The sequence below is a fragment of the Vibrio sp. CUB2 genome (genome assembly GCF_001557945.1).
Lineage (GTDB): Bacteria > Pseudomonadota > Gammaproteobacteria > Enterobacterales > Vibrionaceae > Vibrio > Vibrio owensii.
The window spans coordinates 53,482-74,100 of sequence record NZ_LNRB01000006.1 but is presented as its reverse complement, the minus strand read 5'-3'; the positions used below and the strand labels follow the sequence as shown (position 1 = coordinate 74,100).

Annotated in this window: 15 protein-coding genes; 5 read left to right on the top strand and 10 right to left on the bottom strand. The window is 46.7% G+C overall.

Annotated elements, in window-relative coordinates:
- Positions 1-20 precede the first annotated feature (20 nt).
- From ATB78_RS11400 to fabB, 4 genes are all read right to left on the bottom strand, one after another.
- Positions 21-4,928, bottom strand: a complete 4,908-nt coding sequence (locus tag ATB78_RS11400; protein ID WP_061008716.1) for a FimV/HubP family polar landmark protein — start codon at positions 4,926-4,928, stop codon at positions 21-23.
- A 199-nt stretch (positions 4,929-5,127) separates the two neighbouring features.
- Positions 5,128-6,141: an aspartate-semialdehyde dehydrogenase gene (locus tag ATB78_RS11395; RefSeq protein ID WP_005448028.1), complete on the bottom strand. Its 1,014-nt coding sequence runs from the start codon at positions 6,139-6,141 to the stop codon at positions 5,128-5,130.
- Positions 6,138-7,271, bottom strand: coding sequence for a 4-phosphoerythronate dehydrogenase (locus tag ATB78_RS11390; protein ID WP_045415632.1), 1,134 nt, complete (start codon positions 7,269-7,271; stop codon positions 6,138-6,140). Before ATB78_RS11390 ends, ATB78_RS11395 begins: the two co-directional genes overlap by 4 nt.
- Before the next feature lie 327 nt (positions 7,272-7,598).
- On the bottom strand, positions 7,599-8,810 hold the full coding sequence (gene fabB / locus ATB78_RS11385) for a beta-ketoacyl-ACP synthase I (protein WP_005433116.1): 1,212 nt from the start codon (positions 8,808-8,810) through the stop codon (positions 7,599-7,601).
- A gap of 128 nt (positions 8,811-8,938) precedes the next feature.
- On the opposite strand from fabB, the gene mnmC reads away from it, so the two are divergent.
- Positions 8,939-10,957 carry a bifunctional tRNA (5-methylaminomethyl-2-thiouridine)(34)-methyltransferase MnmD/FAD-dependent 5-carboxymethylaminomethyl-2-thiouridine(34) oxidoreductase MnmC gene (mnmC, locus tag ATB78_RS11380; RefSeq protein WP_061008715.1) on the top strand — a complete coding sequence of 673 codons (2,019 nt, stop codon included), beginning with the start codon at positions 8,939-8,941 and terminating at the stop codon, positions 10,955-10,957.
- 163 nt (positions 10,958-11,120) lie between these two features.
- Here mnmC and ATB78_RS11375 read toward each other — a convergent pair whose 3' ends face one another.
- The 3 genes from ATB78_RS11375 to ATB78_RS11365 all read right to left on the bottom strand — a co-directional run bounded on the left by ATB78_RS11375 (position 11,121) and on the right by ATB78_RS11365 (position 12,631).
- Positions 11,121-11,645 carry an NADPH-dependent FMN reductase gene (locus ATB78_RS11375; RefSeq protein WP_020197100.1) on the bottom strand — a complete coding sequence of 175 codons (525 nt, stop codon included), beginning with the start codon at positions 11,643-11,645 and terminating at the stop codon, positions 11,121-11,123.
- A gap of 176 nt (positions 11,646-11,821) precedes the next feature.
- The gene (locus tag ATB78_RS11370) at positions 11,822-12,085 is read right to left on the bottom strand and encodes a YfcL family protein (RefSeq protein WP_005433127.1); all 264 of its coding nucleotides are present in this window, start codon (positions 12,083-12,085) and stop codon (positions 11,822-11,824) included.
- Between the two features lie 15 nt (positions 12,086-12,100).
- Complete coding sequence (locus ATB78_RS11365; protein WP_020197099.1) at positions 12,101-12,631, bottom strand: elongation factor P hydroxylase; 531 nt, start codon at positions 12,629-12,631, stop codon at positions 12,101-12,103.
- Between the two features lie 328 nt (positions 12,632-12,959).
- On the opposite strand from ATB78_RS11365, the gene ATB78_RS11360 reads away from it, so the two are divergent.
- Entirely contained in the window at positions 12,960-13,583 is a 624-nt protein-coding gene (locus ATB78_RS11360) for a trimeric intracellular cation channel family protein (protein WP_009707348.1), read from the top strand.
- 83 nt (positions 13,584-13,666) lie between these two features.
- On the opposite strand, the gene aroC is transcribed toward ATB78_RS11360, so the two are convergent.
- Positions 13,667-14,752, bottom strand: coding sequence for a chorismate synthase (aroC, locus tag ATB78_RS11355; protein WP_033005857.1), 1,086 nt, complete (start codon positions 14,750-14,752; stop codon positions 13,667-13,669).
- A gap of 221 nt (positions 14,753-14,973) precedes the next feature.
- Entirely contained in the window at positions 14,974-15,906 is a 933-nt protein-coding gene (prmB, locus tag ATB78_RS11350) for a 50S ribosomal protein L3 N(5)-glutamine methyltransferase (protein WP_061008714.1), read from the bottom strand.
- A 61-nt stretch (positions 15,907-15,967) separates the two neighbouring features.
- Between prmB and smrB the strand changes: the two genes are divergently transcribed.
- Positions 15,968-16,498 (top strand): endonuclease SmrB, encoded by a 531-nt coding sequence (gene smrB / locus ATB78_RS11345; protein ID WP_017817810.1) that lies wholly within the window; start codon positions 15,968-15,970, stop codon positions 16,496-16,498.
- 102 nt (positions 16,499-16,600) lie between these two features.
- Here smrB and sixA read toward each other — a convergent pair whose 3' ends face one another.
- Entirely contained in the window at positions 16,601-17,065 is a 465-nt protein-coding gene (sixA, locus tag ATB78_RS11340) for a phosphohistidine phosphatase SixA (protein ID WP_005447999.1), read from the bottom strand.
- Positions 17,066-17,442: 377 nt separating this feature from the next.
- On the opposite strand from sixA, the gene ATB78_RS11335 reads away from it, so the two are divergent.
- Positions 17,443-20,220: an insulinase family protein gene (locus ATB78_RS11335; protein ID WP_061008713.1), complete on the top strand. Its 2,778-nt coding sequence runs from the start codon at positions 17,443-17,445 to the stop codon at positions 20,218-20,220.
- Between the two features lie 97 nt (positions 20,221-20,317).
- The gene (locus tag ATB78_RS11330) at positions 20,318-20,572 is read left to right on the top strand and encodes a hypothetical protein (protein ID WP_041057922.1); all 255 of its coding nucleotides are present in this window, start codon (positions 20,318-20,320) and stop codon (positions 20,570-20,572) included.
- The last annotated feature ends 47 nt before the right edge of the window (positions 20,573-20,619 follow it).

Sequence of the window (20,619 nt, the reverse complement as noted above, 5' to 3'; positions counted from 1 at the left end):
AGCGTTTGCTGCCCTTTTAGTTACCTACCGTTAATCGTATCGATGAGGTTTTTAGCCTCTCGGCGAATATCATCTTCTCCGTAGACAATCGCTTCTTCTAGCAACTTAATCGCGCCTTGAGGATCGTTCATCTCAAGGTAGATTTTTGCGAGATCCAGCTTACCTGCAGCTTCTGCATTGGTATCTACATCGACATCACCAATATCACCAATCACGTCAGGAAATTCGTTCAGACCCACATCGAGTTTGAGATCTTGCTCTTCAAACTCGCCACCGTCTTTATCCACTTGCGCCATCAACTCATCAATCGTCATGAATTGATTCTTCTTAGGATCAAAGTCCGTTAAGTCTTCTTGCTCACCCCAGTTTTCTTGCGCGATTTCTGGCTGTGCTAACGCGTCAGACGAACTCCATACTTCACGCTGATCTTCTGGTACCTCTGTTGCTGATGAAGTACTTTCTGGCGACAGTTTAAAGCCGTCCCAGTCATCACCAACATCCAGCATAGTCTCGAAGTCCATACCAGCGCTTGCAATCGTGTCACTATCTAGCTTGCCATCAAAGACCTCAGATTCAGCATTTTCCGATAACAGGTTCGCCATCGCTGATTCTTCGAAGTCATTTAACTCTGACTCAAAGGCATTGTTCGCTTCTGGCTCCACATCGGCACTGAAAGCTTCTGGTTGCGCAAAGACTTCGAACAAAGCATCGTGGTCATTATCAGCTTGCAACACTGGCTGAGGCGTTTCTAAGCGCTCATTCGATGCTTCTGGACTAATAGTGTCAGATTCAGCAGTTGATGGTTCTTCTGCCATTGATGCTAGCGCATCTTCTTCGCTGAATTCAGGAAGCTCTAAGTCGTCGAAGTTGAACTCTTCTTCTGCTTCCGCAACTGGCGCTTCAAGATCGGCTGTTTCCGATTCTGTTAGCGCTGGCTCCTCTGCCATTGACGCTAGCGCATCTTCTTCGCTGAATTCAGGAAGCTCTAAGTCGTCGAAGTTGAACTCTTCTTCTGCTTCCGCAACTGACGCTTCAAGATCGGCTGTTTCCGATTCTGTTAGCGCTGGCTCCTCTGCCATTGACGCTAACGCATCTTCTTCGCTGAATTCAGGAAGCTCTAATTCATCAAAGTTGAACTCTTCTTCTGCGTCCGCAACTGGTGCTTCAGGCTCAGCCATTTCCGATTCTGTTAGCGCTGGCTCTTCTGCCATTGACGCTAGCGCATCTTCTTCGCTGAATTCAGGAAGCTCTAAGTCGTCGAAGTTGAACTCTTCTTCTGCGTCCGCAACTGGTGCTTCAAGATCGGCTGTTTCCGATTCTGTTAGCGCTGGCTCTTCTGCCATTGACGCTAGCGCATCTTCTTCGCTGAATTCAGGAAGCTCTAAGTCGTCGAAGTTAAACTCATCTTCTGCTTCCGCAACTGGCGCTTCAAGATCGGTTGTTTCCGATTCTGTTAGCGCTGGCTCCTCTGCCATTGACGCTAACGCATCTTCTTCACTGAACTCAGGAAGCTCTAATTCATCAAAGTTGAACTCTTCTTCTGCTTCCGCAACTGGTGCTTCAACATCGGCTGTTTCCGATTCTGTTAGCGCTGGCTCTTCTGCCATTGACGCTAGCGCATCTTCTTCGCTGAACTCAGGAAGCTCTAATTCATCAAAGTTGAACTCTTCTTCTGCGTCCGCAACTGGCGCTTCAAGATCGGCTGTTTCCGATTCTGTTAGCGCTGGCTCTTCTGCCATTGACGCTAGCGCATCTTCTTCGCTGAATTCAGGAAGTTCTAAGTCGTCGAGGTTGAACTCTTCTTCTGCGTCCGCAACTGGTGCTTCAACATCGGCCGTTTCCGATTCTGTTAGCGCAGGCTCTTCTGCCATTGATGCTAGCGCATCTTCTTCGCTGAACTCAGGAAGCTCTAATTCATCAAAGTTGAACTCTTCTTCCGCGTCCGCAACTGGCGCTTCAACATCGGCTGTTTCCGATTCTGTTAGCGCTGGCTCCTCTGCCATTGACGCTAGCGCATCTTCTTCGCTGAATTCAGGAAGCTCTAAGTCGTCGAGGTTGAACTCTTCTTCATCGATATTAGATGCAGTTGAGTTAGCTGCGACTGGCTCTTGCTCTGTTTTGCCCTCAGGCTCAATATCATCAACTAGCCAATCTTCCTCTTGAGGAATACCAAATTCATTTTCAACTGTGTTCGGCGTCGGAGTGAAAGCAGGCTCTTCTTCAATATCAGAAGTTGCAATAGATTCACTTTCAGCTTGGTTCACTTGTGGCACGTCGTCTGATGGAAGCTCCGCTGTATCAAGCTGCTCAACAGATTCTTCTTCCACCGCTGGTTCTTCAACTGATGTTTCTGGCTCGGATTCAAGCTCCGCCTCATCCGCGAATTCCGTTTCACCGCCAATCAATGCGTCAAGCTCTGCAGCAAAGTCCGCACCTTCTTGCTCTGCAGGTTTTAGAGCTTCGCTGTCGGTATCGAAGAGATCATCCAGCTCCGTCATTAACGGGTCATGCTTTGGTGAAGCATCTTCTAGGTCACCAAAGAAATCATTGCTGTTGAAATTAACATCGGATTCAGACTGCTCGGCTTCAGCTTCTGTGCTGAGAGGCTCAGTCTGAGGCTGACTTTCAGCCTCTGGTTGGTTGTCACTAAGCAGCGCATCTATATCCAAACCGGAATCTAATCCAAGTGCCGCTTTTTCATCTTCTAAATCTAATGTTGATTCGACGCCAGCAGTAGGTTGAGGAGTCGAAGTTAACGCTTCCTCTTCTACAGGCTCTAAATCATCAAAACCAAGCGAGGCAAGCAGGTCTTCATCATCTTGAATGTTCTCTGGTTCGTCATCTTCACGAATTAGATCATCAAATGGGTCAATTTCACTGTTCGGTTCGCTGTGCGATTCTTCGTTATCGTCATCTAACAGCTCGTCCAACAAATCAACGCTATTTTCATCAATGTCTGCCAGAGCATCGTCATTCTCGAAACCTGATAGTTTTTCTAGCTCATCAAGCGGATCAAAGTCATCGTCGGATGAGTCCTCATCATCAAAGCCAATCAACTCATCGAGTAAATCGGTACTGTCTTCGTCGATCGCAGGCTCTTCGCTCAAGCCCGCGATACCCTCTAGCTCTTCAAGAGGGTCAAGCTCGTTAAGGGACTCACCATCATCTTCGCCGATCAACTCATCAAGAAGCGCCGATGCGTCATCTTCACTTGAGTCGTTTTCTGTTAGACCGGAAAGCGCCTCAAGTTCATCAAATACATCATCATCTGATTCGCTTGATGTTGGTTGCTCGTATTGTGCTAGCAGTTTATCGATGTCATCGTCCGTTGCTTCACCAGCTGAAAATGCGTTCTCAGTTACAGCTGGCTTATCTTCTTCAACGTCCAGATTGAGATCATCACCATCTAGGTCAGCAAACAAGTCGTCCAACATTGCTTGGTCTACGCCATCTGTTTGCAGCTCTTCTGCCGGTTCATCAGCTGCGAGTAATTCAGCAAAAGCATCATCAGACATCGCATCAGAACCATCTTCGTCAGAAAGATCGAAGCCAGCATCATCATCATCTAGCACTTCAAGTTCAGGTGCCACCTCATCCAAGGCGCGCTCCATTTCTTCAAGACCCAGGGCTTTTTCTTCGCCATTAACCTTGATGCCATTGCTAGAGGAATCAAATTCATCAAAGCCAACGTCTAAATCGCCATCGTCACCGATGCCAGCAAATGGGTCCTCGCCATCATCACCTTCAAGATTGAAGTCAAGCTCGTCATCATCAAGGTTCCCGAAGACATCCTCTTCTTCAGTTTGCTGTTCTTCTTGTTCGAATAGGTTTTCAGCTTCGTCATCATCTCCGAACAAGTCGTCGTCAAGGCTCAGCTCTTCGTCTAATTCATCCGCAGCTGCTAAACCAATTGGCGCAGCAAGAGGATCTGTACTTTGCTGCTCTTGCGCAGCCGCTTCTTCCTCTTTCGCTTTCGAGCGACGACCAAGTATCATCACGACTAACAAGGCGATTAACGCACCCGGAATCAACGCAGCAAGACCAACAAGCCAGCCATTCGATAGGATTTTATCCATCGTACTTGGCTGCATACGCTGTTGCTCGGCAACACGCTGACGCTCTTCAGCTAACAATTTTTCAACTTCTGAGCGAATACGCTCTTCGTCATTCAACGATGTTTTCAGCGTTTCAACTTCGCTTTGTACTTCAGAAAGCATCAAACGCAGGCGATGATTCTTTTCTTCCAAAGACTCCAATTCACTTTGCGAGCCTTGCAGCTTGTCTTTCAGTGCACTGACTTGCTTCTCGCCTTCTGGTGAGGTGGTCACTGCAGGCACTGGCGTCTCAGGTTTTACCACTTTTACCAGCTCTGGTTTCGGAGCTTCTGGTTTCGCAGCCTCTGGTTTTGGATCTGGCTTTGCGGTTTCAACCACTGGTTTTGGCGGCTCAACTTTCGGTTTTACAGGTTGAGTAGGCGTTGCTTTTGGCTGAGTGAGTCGAGCTTCATGCGCTTTCATAATGGCAACAGCTTGCGCAGTTGTTGCGCTTTGCACTTGCTCCAGAGAAGGGACACGTAATCGACTACCAGGAATCAGTTCGTGGATATTCTGTTTATCAAACGCTTGAGGGTTGATTCTATAGATGGCGAGCAGCGTTTGTTGTACGGAAACATTTCGAGAAGGTCGCAATTGAGAAGCGATCGACCATAAAGTCTCATTTTGACCTGTCGGGCCAAAGAAGCGCGACGGTTGGTCATTTTTAGGTGGAGCGGGCAACGCTCGTTCAATCTCCTCAGCAAAGCTCGGAGACGCTTGCACTTCACCAGAGGGTCCTACAAGACGAATACCTTCGGCTTGAACCAATGACGATGTCTGAGTCGCGCTCATCAGCACAAGGGCTGCTAACAAACGCTTATAATTTTGACGCATAGAAGGCTCAGTTTGGTGCTAGTAACAATTTGAAATAGTGATCGGTTAAATATATCGGATATAGCCCTCAAAACTATAGCTTTGAGGGTAAAAAATGTGTGGCTCTCACCATATTCGTACTAATCTCACACAATTTTACGCTATTCGAACAAAAAAGCCTCGCATAGTGCGAGGCTTTAAGGTTCTTAACGTGGTCGACTTAGTAGTAATCGCGAATCAGAACTTCTGCAATTTGAACTGCGTTGGTTGCTGCGCCTTTACGAACATTATCGGCAACAACCCATAGGTTCACGCCACTGTGATGGCTGATATCGTTACGAATACGACCAACCATTACATGGTCTTTGCCGCCCGCATCACGAACTTGTGTTGGGAAGTCTTCACCGTGGAATACTTCAATACCATCTGTTTGCTCAAGTAAGTTAATCACTTCTTGTGCATCGATTGGTGAGCGAGTCTCAATATGAACCGCTTCTGCGTGACCATAGAATACAGGTACGCGTACACAAGTTGGGTTTACTGTGATTGATGGGTCGTTAAAGATCTTTTGCGTTTCCCACACCATTTTCATTTCTTCTTTGGTGTAGCCGTTTTCCATCATCTGGTCGATTTGTGGAATACAGTTGAACGCGATCTGTTGAGAGAATTGCTTCTTGTCAGCAGGTAGACCATTTAGCAGCTTCGCTGTTTGACCTGCTAGCTCATCAATACCTGCTTTACCTGCACCCGATACAGATTGGTAAGTTGAAACGTTAATACGTTCAATGCCCACTGCATCATGAATTGGTTTTAGTGCCACCAGCATTTGGATGGTTGAACAATTCGGGTTTGCAATGATATTGCGGTTACGAAATTCTGCAATCGCTTCTGGGTTTACTTCTGGCACAACCAAAGGAATGTCATATTCGTAACGGAAGTTCGACGTGTTATCGATAACGATAACACCTTCATCAGCGGCAATTGGAGCCCATTTTGCTGACAGTTCGCCACCAGCAGAGAACAGTGCGATGTGCGCTTGAGACCAATCGAATTCTTCTACGTTTTGAACACGTACCGTTTTACCATTGAAGCGGTAAGTCTTGCCTTCACTACGCTCACTCGCAAGTAGGAAGATTTCACCTACCGGGAATTTGCGCTCTTGAAGCACTTCCAAAATTGTTTCACCGACCGCACCGGTCGCACCTAATACGGCAACATTGTATTGCTGGCTCATTGACTTACCTCAACCTGAAAACCTAGTTCTGCTAATGGTGCAAGATTGCATGTTTCGTTACCCACTAGCGTGACAGCGCTGTACTCGCGGCGATCCCAGTAGTTTTTACGCATCAGGTCAAAAGAGCCTGGCTTACTGATTTCGCGGCGGAAAAGAGCGTCATCTTTACGCACATCATAGATTAACTGCGTGATGTTGTGCAGCGTTGCTTCATCCCATGCTCTGTCCAATACCATAGTCGGGACAGGCGCGGTCGGCAGTAAATCGCTGGCATGCGCACGTAATTCGTTATTTAAGAACTCACAGTAGCTGTTGAAAATCATCGTCGTACCGCGAGCTTTCCCTTCCAGACCATAGCCTGCAACGTGAGGGGTTGCGAATGCTAGCAGAGGCAGAAGCTCCATATCAACCTCTGGTTCAAATTCAAATACGTCGAGTGCCGCTGTAAAGCCGTCGTTTTTCAGCAAACGCTGCTTCAGCGCTTGGTTGTCCACAACTGGGCCGCGCGCCGCATTAATAAGAATTTGATCGCTACGAAGACCATTTAACACCTTCTCATCAATCAAATGATGCGTTGGGTGTGGACCATCTTTAGTGATAGGTGTGTGCAGCGTGATGATGTCAGAACGTTCGATAAGCTCTGCTAACGGAGTGAAACTGCGAGAATCGCCCTCTTCTTGTTTGAATGGGTCATTGATAAGCACGTTGATGCCCATGCCTTTCAAACATTTCTCAAGGTAACTGCCGACTTGGCCCGCACCGATGATACCAACGGTTTTATCGAAAACAGAGAAGCCTTGCTGTTGTGCTAGCACCATCATAACGCTGAACGCATACTCGGCAACGCCAACTTTGTTACATCCTGGTGCAGCGGTGAAGAAAATGCCCTTCTCTTTTAAAAGCGCTTGGTCAACATGATCCATGCCCGCCGTTGCCGTACCAACGAACTTCAGCTTGTTTGCTTTGCTGATCAGTTCTGCGTTTACTTTGGTAACTGAGCGAATCATTAGTGCATCTACATCGACTAAATCATCGGCTGTCAGTGTACGACCGGGTTTTAGAATCACTTCACCGAGTTGGCTGAATAGCTCTTCAGCGTACGGCATATTTTCATCAACAATAATTTTCATAGCGCCAGCGTTTAACATCCATTTGTATGAGTTCGTTTATTCGCAAGATGCGAAGCTAAAGCGATTGTGCCCTTTTCTTGAAAAATCTCAACAACTATACCCAAGTGACTTTCAAAAGCAGGTTTCAGAAAAGAAAAAGCCCGGCTAAATTAGCCGGGCAAAGTTCCAGAACAAAAGGATCCTATCCCGCTCTCCTTGGGATAGAGTCTGCGTCTGTTCGATCAGTTTGACTGATCAAGCTCTGGAAACTGGTTTGTTGGTCCGTTTACGCCGTATGGGAAACCACAGTGATATTCCGACCAACAAATTCAGTTAGCTTTGGGTCGCTTACGCTTGGTACTTTTTGATTACCAATGTTGCGTTTGTACCACCAAAACCAAAGCTGTTTGACATAACAGTCGTTAGCTCAGCGTCGCGAGCTTCCGTTACGATGTCTAGACCTTGTGCTGCTTCATCCAAGTTAGAGATGTTCACACTTGGCGCAATGAAGTTGTTGTCTAGCATTAGCGTTGAGTAAATCGCTTCGTGAACGCCAGCTGCACCTAGTGCGTGACCTGTCATTGCTTTTGTTGCAGAAATCGCAGGGCTGTTGTCGCCGAATAGCTCTTGAATAGCGCCTAACTCTTTCACGTCACCTACAGGAGTAGAAGTACCGTGTGTGTTGATGTAGTCGATAGCGTCAACATCTTGCATTGCCATCTTCATACAACGAACTGCGCCTTCGCCTGATGGTGCTACCATGTCGTAGCCATCAGAAGTCGCGCCGTAACCGACAATTTCGCCGTAGATTTTCGCGCCACGTGCTAGTGCGTGCTCTAGTTCTTCGATAACTAGCATGCCGCCACCACCAGAGATAACGAAACCGTCACGATCTGCATCGTAAGTACGAGATGCTTTTTCTGGCGTTTCGTTGTATTTAGTAGATAGTGCGCCCATTGCATCAAACATCATAGTTTGAGACCAATCTAGCTCTTCACCACCACCTGCAAATACGATGTCTTGTTTACCAAGTTGGATAAGCTCCATCGCGTGACCGATACAGTGTGCAGACGTTGCACAAGCTGAGCTCATTGAGTAGTTCACACCACGAATCTTAAATGGTGTTGCAAGACACGCAGATACTGTTGAAGACATAGTACGTGGCACCATGTAAGGACCTACGCGTTTTACGCCTTTCGCACGCATCGTGTCAGTTGCTACTGTTTGGTTTAATGCAGAAGCACCACCAGAACCAGCAACGATACCTGTACGATCGTTTGAAACTTGTTCTTCAGATAGACCAGCGTCTTCAATTGCCTGCTGCATTGATAGGTATGCATAAGCAGCCGCATCACCCATAAAGCGCATCTGCTTACGGTCAATAAACTCTGCAGGGTTGATTTTCAGATCACCCCACACCTGCGAACGCAGACCGTTTTCTTTAAACTGCTCAGACGCAGTGATGCCAGATTTGCCCGCTTTAAGAGACGCTAGAACTTCTTCGACGTTGTTACCGATACTTGAAACAATACCCATACCGGTGATTACGACTCGTTTCATTATGACATTCCTATAATTCAAAAATCCGCTAGATAATAACTAAGATAGTCAACAAAAGTGGTCAGCTTTCCCAGAAATTCGTACAATCGCCGAATTCTAACCGCGCCAAATCACATATTTGCACCATTATGACTTCGATTAAAAACGCAGAACTTGGTTGGAACGAAGCTGGTACACCGGTTTCTGACCAATTTGATGATGTTTATTTCTCCAACGTAAACGGTCTCGAAGAGACGCGTTACGTGTTCCTCAAACAAAATCATCTACCAGAAAGATGGCAGGAATTTGACCAAAGACGTTTTGTTATTGGTGAAACCGGATTTGGCACAGGGTTGAACTTCTTAGCCGTGTGGCAATGGTTTACCGAATTTCGTCGCGAATATCCAGAGGCAACGCTAAAAGAATTGCATTTCGTTAGCTTTGAGAAGTACCCACTGAGCAAAGCTGATCTAGAAAAAGCGCATCAATCATGGCCAGAGTTGGCAGAGTTTGCTGAAAAGCTGCAACAACATTACCCAGCTGCAGTGCCTGAGTGTCATCGCATTGTTTTAGAAGACGGCGCTATCACGCTTGACCTTTGGTTTGGCGATATCAAAGACTGTATGCCGCTTGTTCCTTATGCTGAACAAGGCTTGATTGATGCTTGGTTCTTAGATGGGTTTGCACCAAGTAAAAACCCAGAGATGTGGAACCAAAACCTATTCAACGGCATGGCAAAATTGGCGAAACAGGATTGTACGGTCGCAACCTTCACGGCAGCGGGCTTTGTACGCCGCGGCTTAAACGAAGCGGGCTTTGCAATGAAAAAAGTCAAAGGCTTCGGCACCAAGCGTGAAATGATCGCAGGTTCAATGGAACAACGTGAAGCGCATTCAAACCACCTACCTTGGTTCAACCGCACTGCATCGACCAATCATGATTCCATTGCGATTATTGGTGGCGGTATTGCTAGTGCAGCTCTGGCTAAAACGCTGATTCGTCGCGGTCAAAATGTCACGCTTTACTGCAAAGACGCTCAACCTGCAGAAGGCGCATCAGGCAACCGCCAAGGTGCTGTGTACCCATTACTAAATGGTCCACACAAAGGCGTTTCACGCGTGTTCGCTCCGGGCTTTTTGTTTGCCCGTCAGTTTGTTGACCAAGCAGCGCAAGATATCCAATTTGATCACGATTGGTGTGGCATTACTCAGCTGATGTGGGATGACAAATCCGCAGACAAGTTAGAGAAGATGCTCGCTGGCAATTTCACGCCAGAGTTGATTCACAAGCTATCTGCTGAAGAGACGGCGGAAAAAATAGGCTTGCCGATTGATATGGCATCAGTTCATTACCCTCTTGGCGGTTGGTTATGCCCTGCTGAACTGACTCGTGGTTTGATTGCTCAACTAGAAAACACCGAGCTTTTTGAAGCGAAGTTCGAGCATCAAGTCGAGTCACTAGATTGGGATGAAGCGCGTAAGGTTTGGGTATTGAAAGCGAACGATCAAAGCTTTGAACATTCAACTGTCGTGGTTGCTAATGGCAGTGAGTTCCAAACACTAAGCCAAACTGCTGATCTACCAATGGGTCAGGTAAAAGGTCAAGTTAGCCATGCCCCTGCAACTGAAACGCTGTCTAAGCTGAAAACAGTACTGTGTTACGACGGTTACATGACACCTGTTAACCCGAATAATCAGCACTTGTGCATCGGTGCAAGTTACGACCGCAGTCACCTAGACTACGAATTTGACGAAGACGCACAAAAAGACAACGCCGAGAAGTTGGTGAAGTGTTTGCCGAACCAAACTTGGACAAAAGAAGTGGATACCTCTGGTAACTTATCACGACAAGGTATTCGCTGTGTTAGCCGTGACCACCTGCCGTTTGTCGGTAACGTAGGCGACTTTGAAACCATCAAAACGCAATATGCAGATCTGCAAAATCAACAAGAACAAGACGTTGAAGCGATTCACCAGTTCCCTAACCTATTCTGTTTCCTTGGGTTAGGTTCTCGTGGTTTGAGCTCTGCGCCACTAATGGCAGAAGTGTTGGCATCACAAATCTGTGGCGACCCGTTACCACTGCCTGTTGATGCGCTGACTGAGCTGCACCCAAGCCGTATGTGGGTAAGAAAGCTACGTAAAGGTAAGGCGATTACTGAGTTGTAACGCGTTTCGAGTGTGTAAAGAACCCCTCCTAGCCTCCCCTTAAAAAGGGGAGGAACAAATTCTTAACCCCGCTATAGTCCTTCCACCTTTCCAGAAGGAGCACGTTGCGAACTCCGTATTGGTCTTTCCCTTTCTAAGGGGAATTAGAGGGGGTTACAAGTGTTTAATTCAACGCCGCCACGGCCGCTTTCACTTGTTCTGCTATCTCCGCATTACGGAACTCGCCCGCTTCCAAATCAAAGTTATCGTAGAAGCTTGGAATAGATTGCGATGCTTTCACTTCAGCACCAAAGTAAGGCGCAGACCCTGTCGCCGCAGCGAGTACCGTTTGTGCACCACCAGGACCAGGTGAAGTCGCTAAGTACACCGCTGGTTTATTTTGGAATACGTTGCGATCGATGCGTGTCGCCCAATCGAATAGATTCTTATACGCCGCTGGGTAAGAGCCGTTGTGCTCAGCAAAAGAAATCACCAAAGCGTCCGCCGTTGCGATGTCAGCAAGAAACGCTTTTGCGCCTTCCGCCTGACCGATTTCTTTCTCTTTGTCTTCACTAAATAAAGGAACATCGTAGCTATTGAGGTCTAACACTTGAACTTCTGCACCTTCGACAAGGTTAGCAGCGTAAGTTGCAAGGGTTTTATTGATAGAGGTAGAGCTAGTAGAAGCGCCAAATGCGATAATTTTCATGGTTGTAATCCTTTGTTCACGTTTTGTACTAACAAGAGTAAAAGGTGAACGGGTGTGCTACAACCACAAAAATTTTAAGGAGAGATTCGAAAATTTCGAAGAAGTTTATTTCAACTCTTTTTGCTTCAACCAGAAGCTTAGCGCTGCCAATCGAAGCATATATAACTGAATGAGACTTAAGCTTGCGCTTGAAGCTCTTGCCATAGATCACTCACGATCACGCGATCGGCTGGCGTTAGTTCTGAACGTGCTTCTTCAAGACTGTTTTCGATGCGAGATTTAAGCTCAGTTACATCGTTAATGCCTTCCTCTTCACACGCTGCAGCAGACAGAGAAATGTGACCACGTAAATAACCACCAGCAAACAGTTCATCATCCGATGCTGTTTCAATGCGAGCATCAATCAGTTCTAGTAGTTTTTCTTCAAATTCAATAATCATGGCGTTTCTCTGAGGTTATTTAACGATAAAGTCAGATGGTTCCAGCGGCTTGGTTTGGTAAAAGGCACGCAACGCATCCGATAGCATTTTCACGCGAGGCGGAAGACCGTTTTCTAGAATACCCATTACTTCATTGTGCACTTTGTGCATAAAACCAAGACGATCTGGTTCAAAATCGCCGTGTAGATTGTCACAACTGACGTTAAAAGGGAAGTCAGCACTTTTCGCTAGAATCCACTCGTAAGCTTGAGGGCGAATTTCAACTTTTTCGAACTCAGCTTGAACCTCTGCTGTACGACCATCTGGTTCGTACCAGTAACCAAAATCTTCCAGCAAACGACGCTCTGGTCCTGCTACGCACCAATGGGCAATCTCGTGCAGTGCTGACGCGTAAAAGCCACGAGCAAAAATAATCCGATGATGCGGGTGTTCTTCATCTGCTGGTAAGTAAATTGGCTCATCGCCGCCTAGCTCTAACTCGGTGTTAAAAGGCTCAAGAAATGTGTCATTGAAAATAGCGATAAGGTCTTGATATTCGTGGTTCATCATCGATTCTGTACGTCAAATTGATATGCGGTGCGCATTGTCGCTGTTTTTCTTACATAGGTAAAGCCACACAACATGTTTGGTTATTAGCTGAGTTAATCTGAAAGTCGCTTTCTCCATACAATTTCTCATTCGTCACAGATCACATTTCCCACTACACTCACGCCTTATTTTTATGCTTAACGATGGCGACTTCAACGCCACTTGAAGCGAGATTCTTTTTGGGTTTAAGCCTCTCCCCAAGGTTTAAGTCTTGTTGGTAAGTTTTGCTGCTGTTTTCCTTAATCTCAAGGACCATGACAGAGCCCTTTTATTTGAGTGTCCCCTTATGCTGCTAAGTGTGTTGTACATCATTGGTATCACGGCTGAAGCCATGACTGGTGCATTGAGTGCCGGCCGAAGAAAAATGGATTGGTTTGGTGTTATGTTGGTAGCCAGTGCAACGGCTATCGGCGGTGGTACGGTGCGCGACATTCTTCTTGGCCACTACCCATTAGGTTGGGTGAAGAATCCAGAATTTTTGGCAATCACTTGTGTAGCTGGTGTTCTGACGACTGGCTTAGCGAAATGGGTGATTAAATTCAAAGGGCTATTTATCCGTTTGGATGCGCTGGGCTTGATCGTATTTAGCATCATCGGCACCAAAGTCGCGATTGGTATGGGCTTACACCCTGGCATTTGTATGGTATCTGCACTAGTAACCGGCGTATTTGGTGGTTTGCTACGTGATTTGATTTGTCGTCAAACACCGCTTGTGTTGCACGAAGAGCTTTACGCCTCTGTCGCACTTATCGCATCAGGTTTGTACCTAGCGCTACTTGAGTTCAACGTACCAGACGTAACCGCGACGATTGTGACTCTGATTACTGGTTACATGCTGCGAATGGCGGCAGTACGATTCAAATGGCGCTTGCCTTCATTCCACTTGGAAACCGAAGGGTCGATTCACTGATTCGAATCGAAAGCTATTGAAAAGAAATGAAAAAGGCTGCTCACTGAGCAGCCTTTGTGTTTCTATCGAGTTAAGTTTCAAACTTAAATCTTTGGAGTCTCGGTTTGTACGCCATGGTTTTGACCACGATGACGTAGCAAGTGATCCATAACGACAATAGCCAGCATCGCTTCTGCGATAGGCACGGCGCGAATCCCCACACATGGATCATGACGACCTTTAGTGATCAACTGAGTTGGTTCACCTTCTTTAGTGATGGTTTCACCCGGAACCGTAATGCTTGAGGTTGGTTTAAGCGCAATGTTTGCAACAATCTCTTGACCAGTAGAGATACCGCCAAGAATGCCGCCTGCGTGGTTACTACCGAAGCCTTCTGGCGAAAGTGTATCTCGGTGCTCGCTGCCTTTTTGGCTTACCACGTCAAAACCGTCGCCGATTTCCACGCCTTTCACCGCATTGATGCTCATTAGTGCGTGCGCAATGTCTGCATCCAAACGATCAAATACAGGTTCACCAAGACCAACAGGTACGTTCGTTGCCACAACCTGAATTTTTGCGCCAATAGAGTCGCCTTCTTTTTTCAGGTCACGGATAAGTTGGTCGAACGCCTCTACTTTGTCTGCATCTGGGCAGAAGAACGCGTTGTTTTCGATTTCATTCCAATCCACTTTATCGATTGAAACGTTACCCATTTGCGACAAGTAAGCGCGGATTTCGACACCGAACTCGTCTTTTAGGTATTTCTTAGCGATTGCACCAGCCGCCACACGCATTGCCGTTTCACGAGCAGACGAACGGCCGCCACCTCGATAATCGCGCACACCGTATTTTTGGTGGTAAGTGTAATCAGCGTGTCCTGGACGGAACTTGTCTTTGATGTCTGAGTAGTCTTTAGAACGTTGGTCTGTGTTCTCGATCATCAGGCCAATTGAAGTACCTGTGGTTTTACCTTCAAAAACGCCAGAAAGAATTTTTACTTCGTCCGGTTCACGACGTTGGGTAGTGTAACGTGATGTGCCAGGACGGCGACGGTCGAGATCCGTTTGCAGATCTGCCTCAGTGATTTCCAAACCTGGAGGGCATCCGTCTACGATACATCCTAGTGCGATACCGTGACTTTCTCCGAATGTCGTTACTCGGAAATGTTGTCCGATACTGTTTCCTGCCATTACTTCCTCAAGTTCTTGTCGCCACGCTCTCCATGAGCGCAACTGCTTTTCAATTCTTCGTGGAATCATAGTGGCGGTATTACGTTTTGATGTAAAGCCCGATTTGGCGGAAAAAACAAAACAGCCGAAATTTTCCGAGTTCAGTGCGAAGCGGATAAAAAAACACCGAGCACTGGGCTCGGTGTTTTCATTATCTATTCGAATGGTTGATTTCGACAGACTTAGTCTTTGTACAGTTTGAACTCTTCTGCACACTCAACCAATTGGTCACGCGTTAGCATGAATACACCGTGGCCGCCGTTCTCGAACTCAATCCAAGTGAATGGAATTTGTGGGTACTGTTCCATCATGTGAACCATTGAGTTACCGACTTCACACACAAGAATACCGTCGTCTGTTAGGTAGTCTGGTGCGTTAGCAAGAATACGACGAACCAGTTTTAGACCGTCAGTACCAGCAGCTAGACCTAGCTCAGGCTCGTGCGTGAACTCGTCTGGCAGGCTGTTCATGTCTTCTTCATCCACGTAAGGTGGGTTAGACACGATCAGGTTGTATTTCTCTTTAGGAAGATCGCGGAACAAGTCAGAGCGGATTGGGAACACTTGTTGCTCCATACCGTGATCTTGTACGTTTTGCTCAGCTACTTGTAGAGCGTCTGTAGAGATGTCGATCGCGTCAACTTCTGCTTCAGGGAAAGCGTGCGCACAAGCAATCGCGATACAACCAGAACCCGTACATAGGTCCATGATACGCGTAGGCTGTTCCACCAACCAAGGTTGGAATTCCGCTTGAATCAATTCGCCGATTGGAGAACGTGGCACAAGTACACGCTCATCAACGAAGAACTCAAGACCGCAGAACCATGCTTTGTTCGTTAGGTATGCAGTTGGTGTACGCTCGTTGATGCGTTTTACTACGCGCTCAACGATACGCAGACGCTCGCTTGTAGTAAGGCGAGAGTTCAATACGTGCGGAGGCACATCAATCGGCAAGTATAATGTTGGCAGGATAAGCTGAACTGCTTCATCCCACGCATTATCAGTGCCATGACCGTAAAACAGGTTAGCGGCGTTAAAGCGGCTTACCGTCCAACGAATCATATCTTGAAGGGTATGGAGCTCCGATACCGCCTCTTCTACAAAAATCTTATCCAAAATTGCCTCCGAAAAGCGCTACAATACTGCCATAAATTGTAAAAATGAAATTGTTTACCTAATGAGCAAAAAAGACACCGAACACGATGACGATTTCGCCTTGTTTAAGGATGCAGTACAGGGCGTAAAAAAGTTGCGACAGGATACCATAATCCAGCAACCAAAAAAAAATTCTAAACAAAAAGAAATCAAACGCTCAAACCGTGAAGCGAGTGATTCTGAGTTTTACTTTTCTGATGAGTTTGTTCCGCTTCTTAATGAAGAGGGACCAACTCGTTATGCGCGTGACGATGTGTCCACTTATGAAGTGAAACGTCTTCGTCGTGGCGTGTACGTGCCTGACGTCTTCCTTGACATGCACGGCATGACACAACAAGAAGCCAAGCGAGAACTCGGTGCGATGATCGCGTACTGCGTGAAAAACGAAATCCACTGTGCGTGTGTGCAACACGGCATCGGTAAGCACATTCTGAAGCAGAAAGCGCCGCTTTGGTTAGCTCAACACCCAGACGTAATGGCATTCCACCAAGCGCCTCTAGAGTTTGGCGGCGATGGTGCCCTACTGGTGCTGCTGTCCATTCCAGAAAAATAACTCACCGACTTCGACAGTATTTCGCTGACGAGCAAGAACGACAAAGGCAGGTTAACCCTGCCTTTTTGTTTTTCTCGAGCCATCATCTCGAGAGCTATTGTTCTATGGCGTGATATGCCAAAGCACTTCACCGCGTTGTGTTTGCGGGTCAAATTCAATGCACACCAAGCCAGATGTTGGAAACATTGGCGGCGTCATGTCTTTCACAAATTCCGAGGTAAGGTAGCCCACCAGCGGCAAGTGCGACACAAACAGAAGAGAGTCAAGCTTCTCAACTTCAATCAACGCATTAGCGAAATCAAACACTTGGTCGGATTGACCGTAAGGCGTGATGTCTTCACACGTTTCGATGCTCTTAGCCGAAAAGTGTGCGCTGATTTCTTGCCAAGTTTGCTGCGCTCGAATGTACGGGCTCACCAGTACTTTGTCGAATTGAGCAAAACCTTGCTCTTTACATGCTCGGGCAACTGCTTCCGATTCAGTTCTGCCTCTTGGGGTCAGTTGTCTTTCTGCGTCGGTGTTCGCAAAATGCTCTGCTTCACCGTGACGCAAGATAAATATTTTCATGTTATTTCCTAGGGATAGCTAACGCTACCAAAAGGTTGACTGCTATCTTTATACGGATAGCGGGCTAACTTTAATAATGTCGAAACAAAAATACTGATATAATTATCGGTTCATTATACCAATTCGCTTGCTAAAGATAGCGACTTTCTTAACAATCTATTAAAAAGAATATACTCAGTTCATCACATTCTACGATGAAGTTATGAACTCAGTGCATTCCTTCAAATAGCTCGAACCCCATAGCAATTTGCTGATGGGCTTATGCAGTACTCTTACGAATAACAAAAATGCGGCAAGCAGTATTTGTCGAAGCGCAAACTTTGCGCCTCCCCACTCGGGGATCATAATTACTGTAATGCGAAATCTGGAGACGCATCGTGCACCTAAGTCCAAACGATTCAAATCAATACCGCTACATTACATTGAGTAATGCTCTGCGCGTGTTGCTGATTCATTCCGACACGGCTCAACAGTCGGCAGCAGCCCTAGCAGTAAACGTTGGACACTTCGATGATCCGATGGATCGCCAAGGTCTGGCACACTATCTAGAACACATGCTTTTTTTGGGTACGGAAAAATACCCTAAAGTGGGCGAGTTTCAAAGTTATATTAGTCAACATGGTGGCACCAACAACGCTTGGACGGGCACCGAGCACACCTGTTTCTTCTTCGATGTCACACCAACTGCTTTTGAAACTGCGCTTGATCGCTTCAGCCAATTCTTTACTGCACCACTGCTTAACGAAGAAGCGTTAGACAAAGAACGCCAAGCGGTCGACTCCGAATACAAGCTCAAACTGAATGACGATTCTCGCCGTCTGTATCAAGTCAACAAAGAAGTCATCAACCCAGAGCACCCGTTTTCAAAATTTTCTGTCGGTAACTTATATACACTTGGCGACCGCGATGGCAAATCTATCCGCGACGAGATAGTTGAATTTCACCACTCTCAGTATTCTGCTGACTTGATGACGCTGACTTTGTTTGGCCCGCAATCTCTTGATGAGCAGCAAGCATGGGTAGAAACCATGTTTGCCGACATTCCAAATCACCAACTACGCGGCAAGTCGATCGATGTGCCTATTGGTACTGAAGAAAGCACAGGCATCTTGGTTCAAGTCGAGCCAATCAAAGAGTTCCGTAAACTGATTCTCACGTTCCCAATGCCGGGAATGGACGCGCACTATAGCGTGAAGCCCCTCTCCTACTTTGCTCACCTGTTGGGTTACGAAGGCGAAGGCAGTCTGATGCTTCAACTCAAAGAAAAAGGCTGGATTACCTCCCTTTCTGCAGGCGGCGGTGCGAGTGGCAGTAACTACCGCGATTTCACCGTAAGTTGCACACTGACGCCGAACGGCTTGGACCATATCGATGACATCGTTCAAGCGGTATTCCAATATCTCTCCATGATCAAACAAGATGGTATGAATGAGTGGCGCTACTTGGAAAAACAAGCGGTGTTGGAATCTGCTTTCCGCTTCCAAGAGCCATCACGTCCAATGGATTTGGTCAGCCATCTAGTGATCAATATGCAGCACTATCAACCTGAAGACACGGTTTATGGTGACTACAAAATGGCAGGCTATGATGAAGTGCTTCAACGCTCATTACTTCAATATCTTTCGGTTGAAAACGTTCGCGTTACATTGATAGCGAAAGGCTTGGAATACAACCAAACCGCAGAGTGGTACTTCACGCCTTACTCGGTAACGCCGTTTAGCGAAGAGCAGCGCCATTTCTATCAACAAATCGACCCAAGTTGGCAATTCGTTCTCCCAGAAAAGAACCCATACATTTGCTACGAACTCGATCCAAAACCGTTTGAAAACGGAGGCTCATTGCCGGAGTTGGTGGAAGATGTAGAAGGCTTCCGTTTATGGCACTTGCAAGACGATGAATTCCGAGTACCAAAAGGTGTCGTTTACGTCGCTATCGATAGTTCACACGCTGTAGCATCACCGAAAAACATCGTGAAAACGCGACTATGTGTTGAGATGTTCCTCGATTCTCTGGCAAAAGAGACTTATCAAGCTGAAATCGCAGGCATGGGTTACAACATGTATGCTCACCAAGGCGGCGTCACGCTGACATTATCGGGCTTCAGCCAGAAACTACCTCAACTGTTAGAAATGATTCTGCATCGCTTTGCTGCGCGTGAGTTTAGCCCTGCTCGCTTTGAGACCATTAAGCAGCAACTATTGCGCAATTGGCGAAATTCATCGCAAGATCGTCCTATTTCACAGCTTTTAAATGCACTAACAGGCTTACTCCAACCGAACAATCCACCATTCGCAACATTGGTGGAAGCATTGGAAGAGATTGAAGTGGATGAGTTGTCAGTGTTCGTTGAGTCGATTCTGGCTGAGCTACATGTTGAAATGTTTGTTTATGGCGACTGGCAGCGCCAACAAGCTCATGACATGGCAACGACATTAAAAGACGCACTTCGCGTAAAAGAACAACGTTACGAAGAAGCGCTTCGCCCACTCGTCATGTTGGGTGAAAACGGCAGTTTCCAACGCGAAGTGAACTGTAACCAGCAAGACTCAGCTGTAGTGATTTATCACCAATGCGAAGACATCTCGGCGCGTAATATTGCGCTTTATTCCTTGGCGAATCACTTAATGTCGGCAACCTTCTTCCATGAAATCCGAACCAAACAACAGTTAGGCTACATGGTTGGTACAGGGAACATGCCGCTTAACCGCCACCCGGGCATTGTGCTTTATGTGCAGTCACCGAATGCAGCACCAGCCGAACTGGTAACCTCAATCGATGAGTTTTTAAATGCGTTCTACATGGTGCTGTTAGAGCTCAATGAATACCAATGGCACAGCAGTAAACGCGGATTGTGGAACCAAATTGCAACGCCTGACACTACATTACGCGGGCGAGCGCAGCGCCTATGGGTAGCAATTGGTAACAAAGACACCGACTTTAATCAGCGTGAAAAAGTGTTGGAAGAGCTTAAAGAGTTAACTCGCACTGACATGATTCGCTTTGTGGTCAATGAGCTTAAACCTCGTACTGCGAATCGTTTGGTAATGCATTCACAAGGCATCGCTCACGCGGACGAACCCCGTATCAATCTCGGTTTAGAAGTGGGCTCGATTGAAGAGTTTCAACTGCGTCCAAAAGACTTCGGTCTCGGGTGAGAGACTTAAGTATAGAAATGGCATGAAATGGTAAAAGTAGTCATTTCGTTTATGCTGTAATTACCTTGTTCAATAATTACGCAAACACGAGGACTAAATGAAAAAGCTACTTTTACTTGCTGCTGTACTTATGCCACTCGCGCCTGTTGCCCATGCAGACATTACAATTAAGGGTGACGATTTCGAACTGAGTGAAGACTGTTTGCGCCTTGATGGTGATAACGTATCAATAAAGTCCGACGATTGCTCCTCAGGGAAACATGACAAAGACCACAAAGGTAATTCTAGTGTCCACGGTGATAACAACCCAGGCAAAGGTCACGACAAGGACAAAAAAGACAAGAAGAAATAACGTCTCATAATCTCAAACACAAAAAAGGCTTGCATCACGCAAGCCTT

Coding starts and splice junctions, on each gene's coding strand:
- ATB78_RS11400 (WP_061008716.1), bottom strand. CDS start 4,928: ATGCGTCAAAATTATAAGCGTTTGTTAGCAGCCCTTGTGCTGATGAGC.
- ATB78_RS11395 (WP_005448028.1), bottom strand. CDS start 6,141: ATGAGCCAGCAATACAATGTTGCCGTATTAGGTGCGACCGGTGCGGTC.
- ATB78_RS11390 (WP_045415632.1), bottom strand. CDS start 7,271: ATGAAAATTATTGTTGATGAAAATATGCCGTACGCTGAAGAGCTATTC.
- fabB (WP_005433116.1), bottom strand. CDS start 8,810: ATGAAACGAGTCGTAATCACCGGTATGGGTATTGTTTCAAGTATCGGT.
- mnmC (WP_061008715.1), top strand. CDS start 8,939: ATGACTTCGATTAAAAACGCAGAACTTGGTTGGAACGAAGCTGGTACA.
- ATB78_RS11375 (WP_020197100.1), bottom strand. CDS start 11,645: ATGAAAATTATCGCATTTGGCGCTTCTACTAGCTCTACCTCTATCAAT.
- ATB78_RS11370 (WP_005433127.1), bottom strand. CDS start 12,085: ATGATTATTGAATTTGAAGAAAAACTACTAGAACTGATTGATGCTCGC.
- ATB78_RS11365 (WP_020197099.1), bottom strand. CDS start 12,631: ATGAACCACGAATATCAAGACCTTATCGCTATTTTCAATGACACATTT.
- ATB78_RS11360 (WP_009707348.1), top strand. CDS start 12,960: ATGCTGCTAAGTGTGTTGTACATCATTGGTATCACGGCTGAAGCCATG.
- aroC (WP_033005857.1), bottom strand. CDS start 14,752: ATGGCAGGAAACAGTATCGGACAACATTTCCGAGTAACGACATTCGGA.
- smrB (WP_017817810.1), top strand. CDS start 15,968: ATGAGCAAAAAAGACACCGAACACGATGACGATTTCGCCTTGTTTAAG.
- sixA (WP_005447999.1), bottom strand. CDS start 17,065: ATGAAAATATTTATCTTGCGTCACGGTGAAGCAGAGCATTTTGCGAAC.
- ATB78_RS11330 (WP_041057922.1), top strand. CDS start 20,318: ATGAAAAAGCTACTTTTACTTGCTGCTGTACTTATGCCACTCGCGCCT.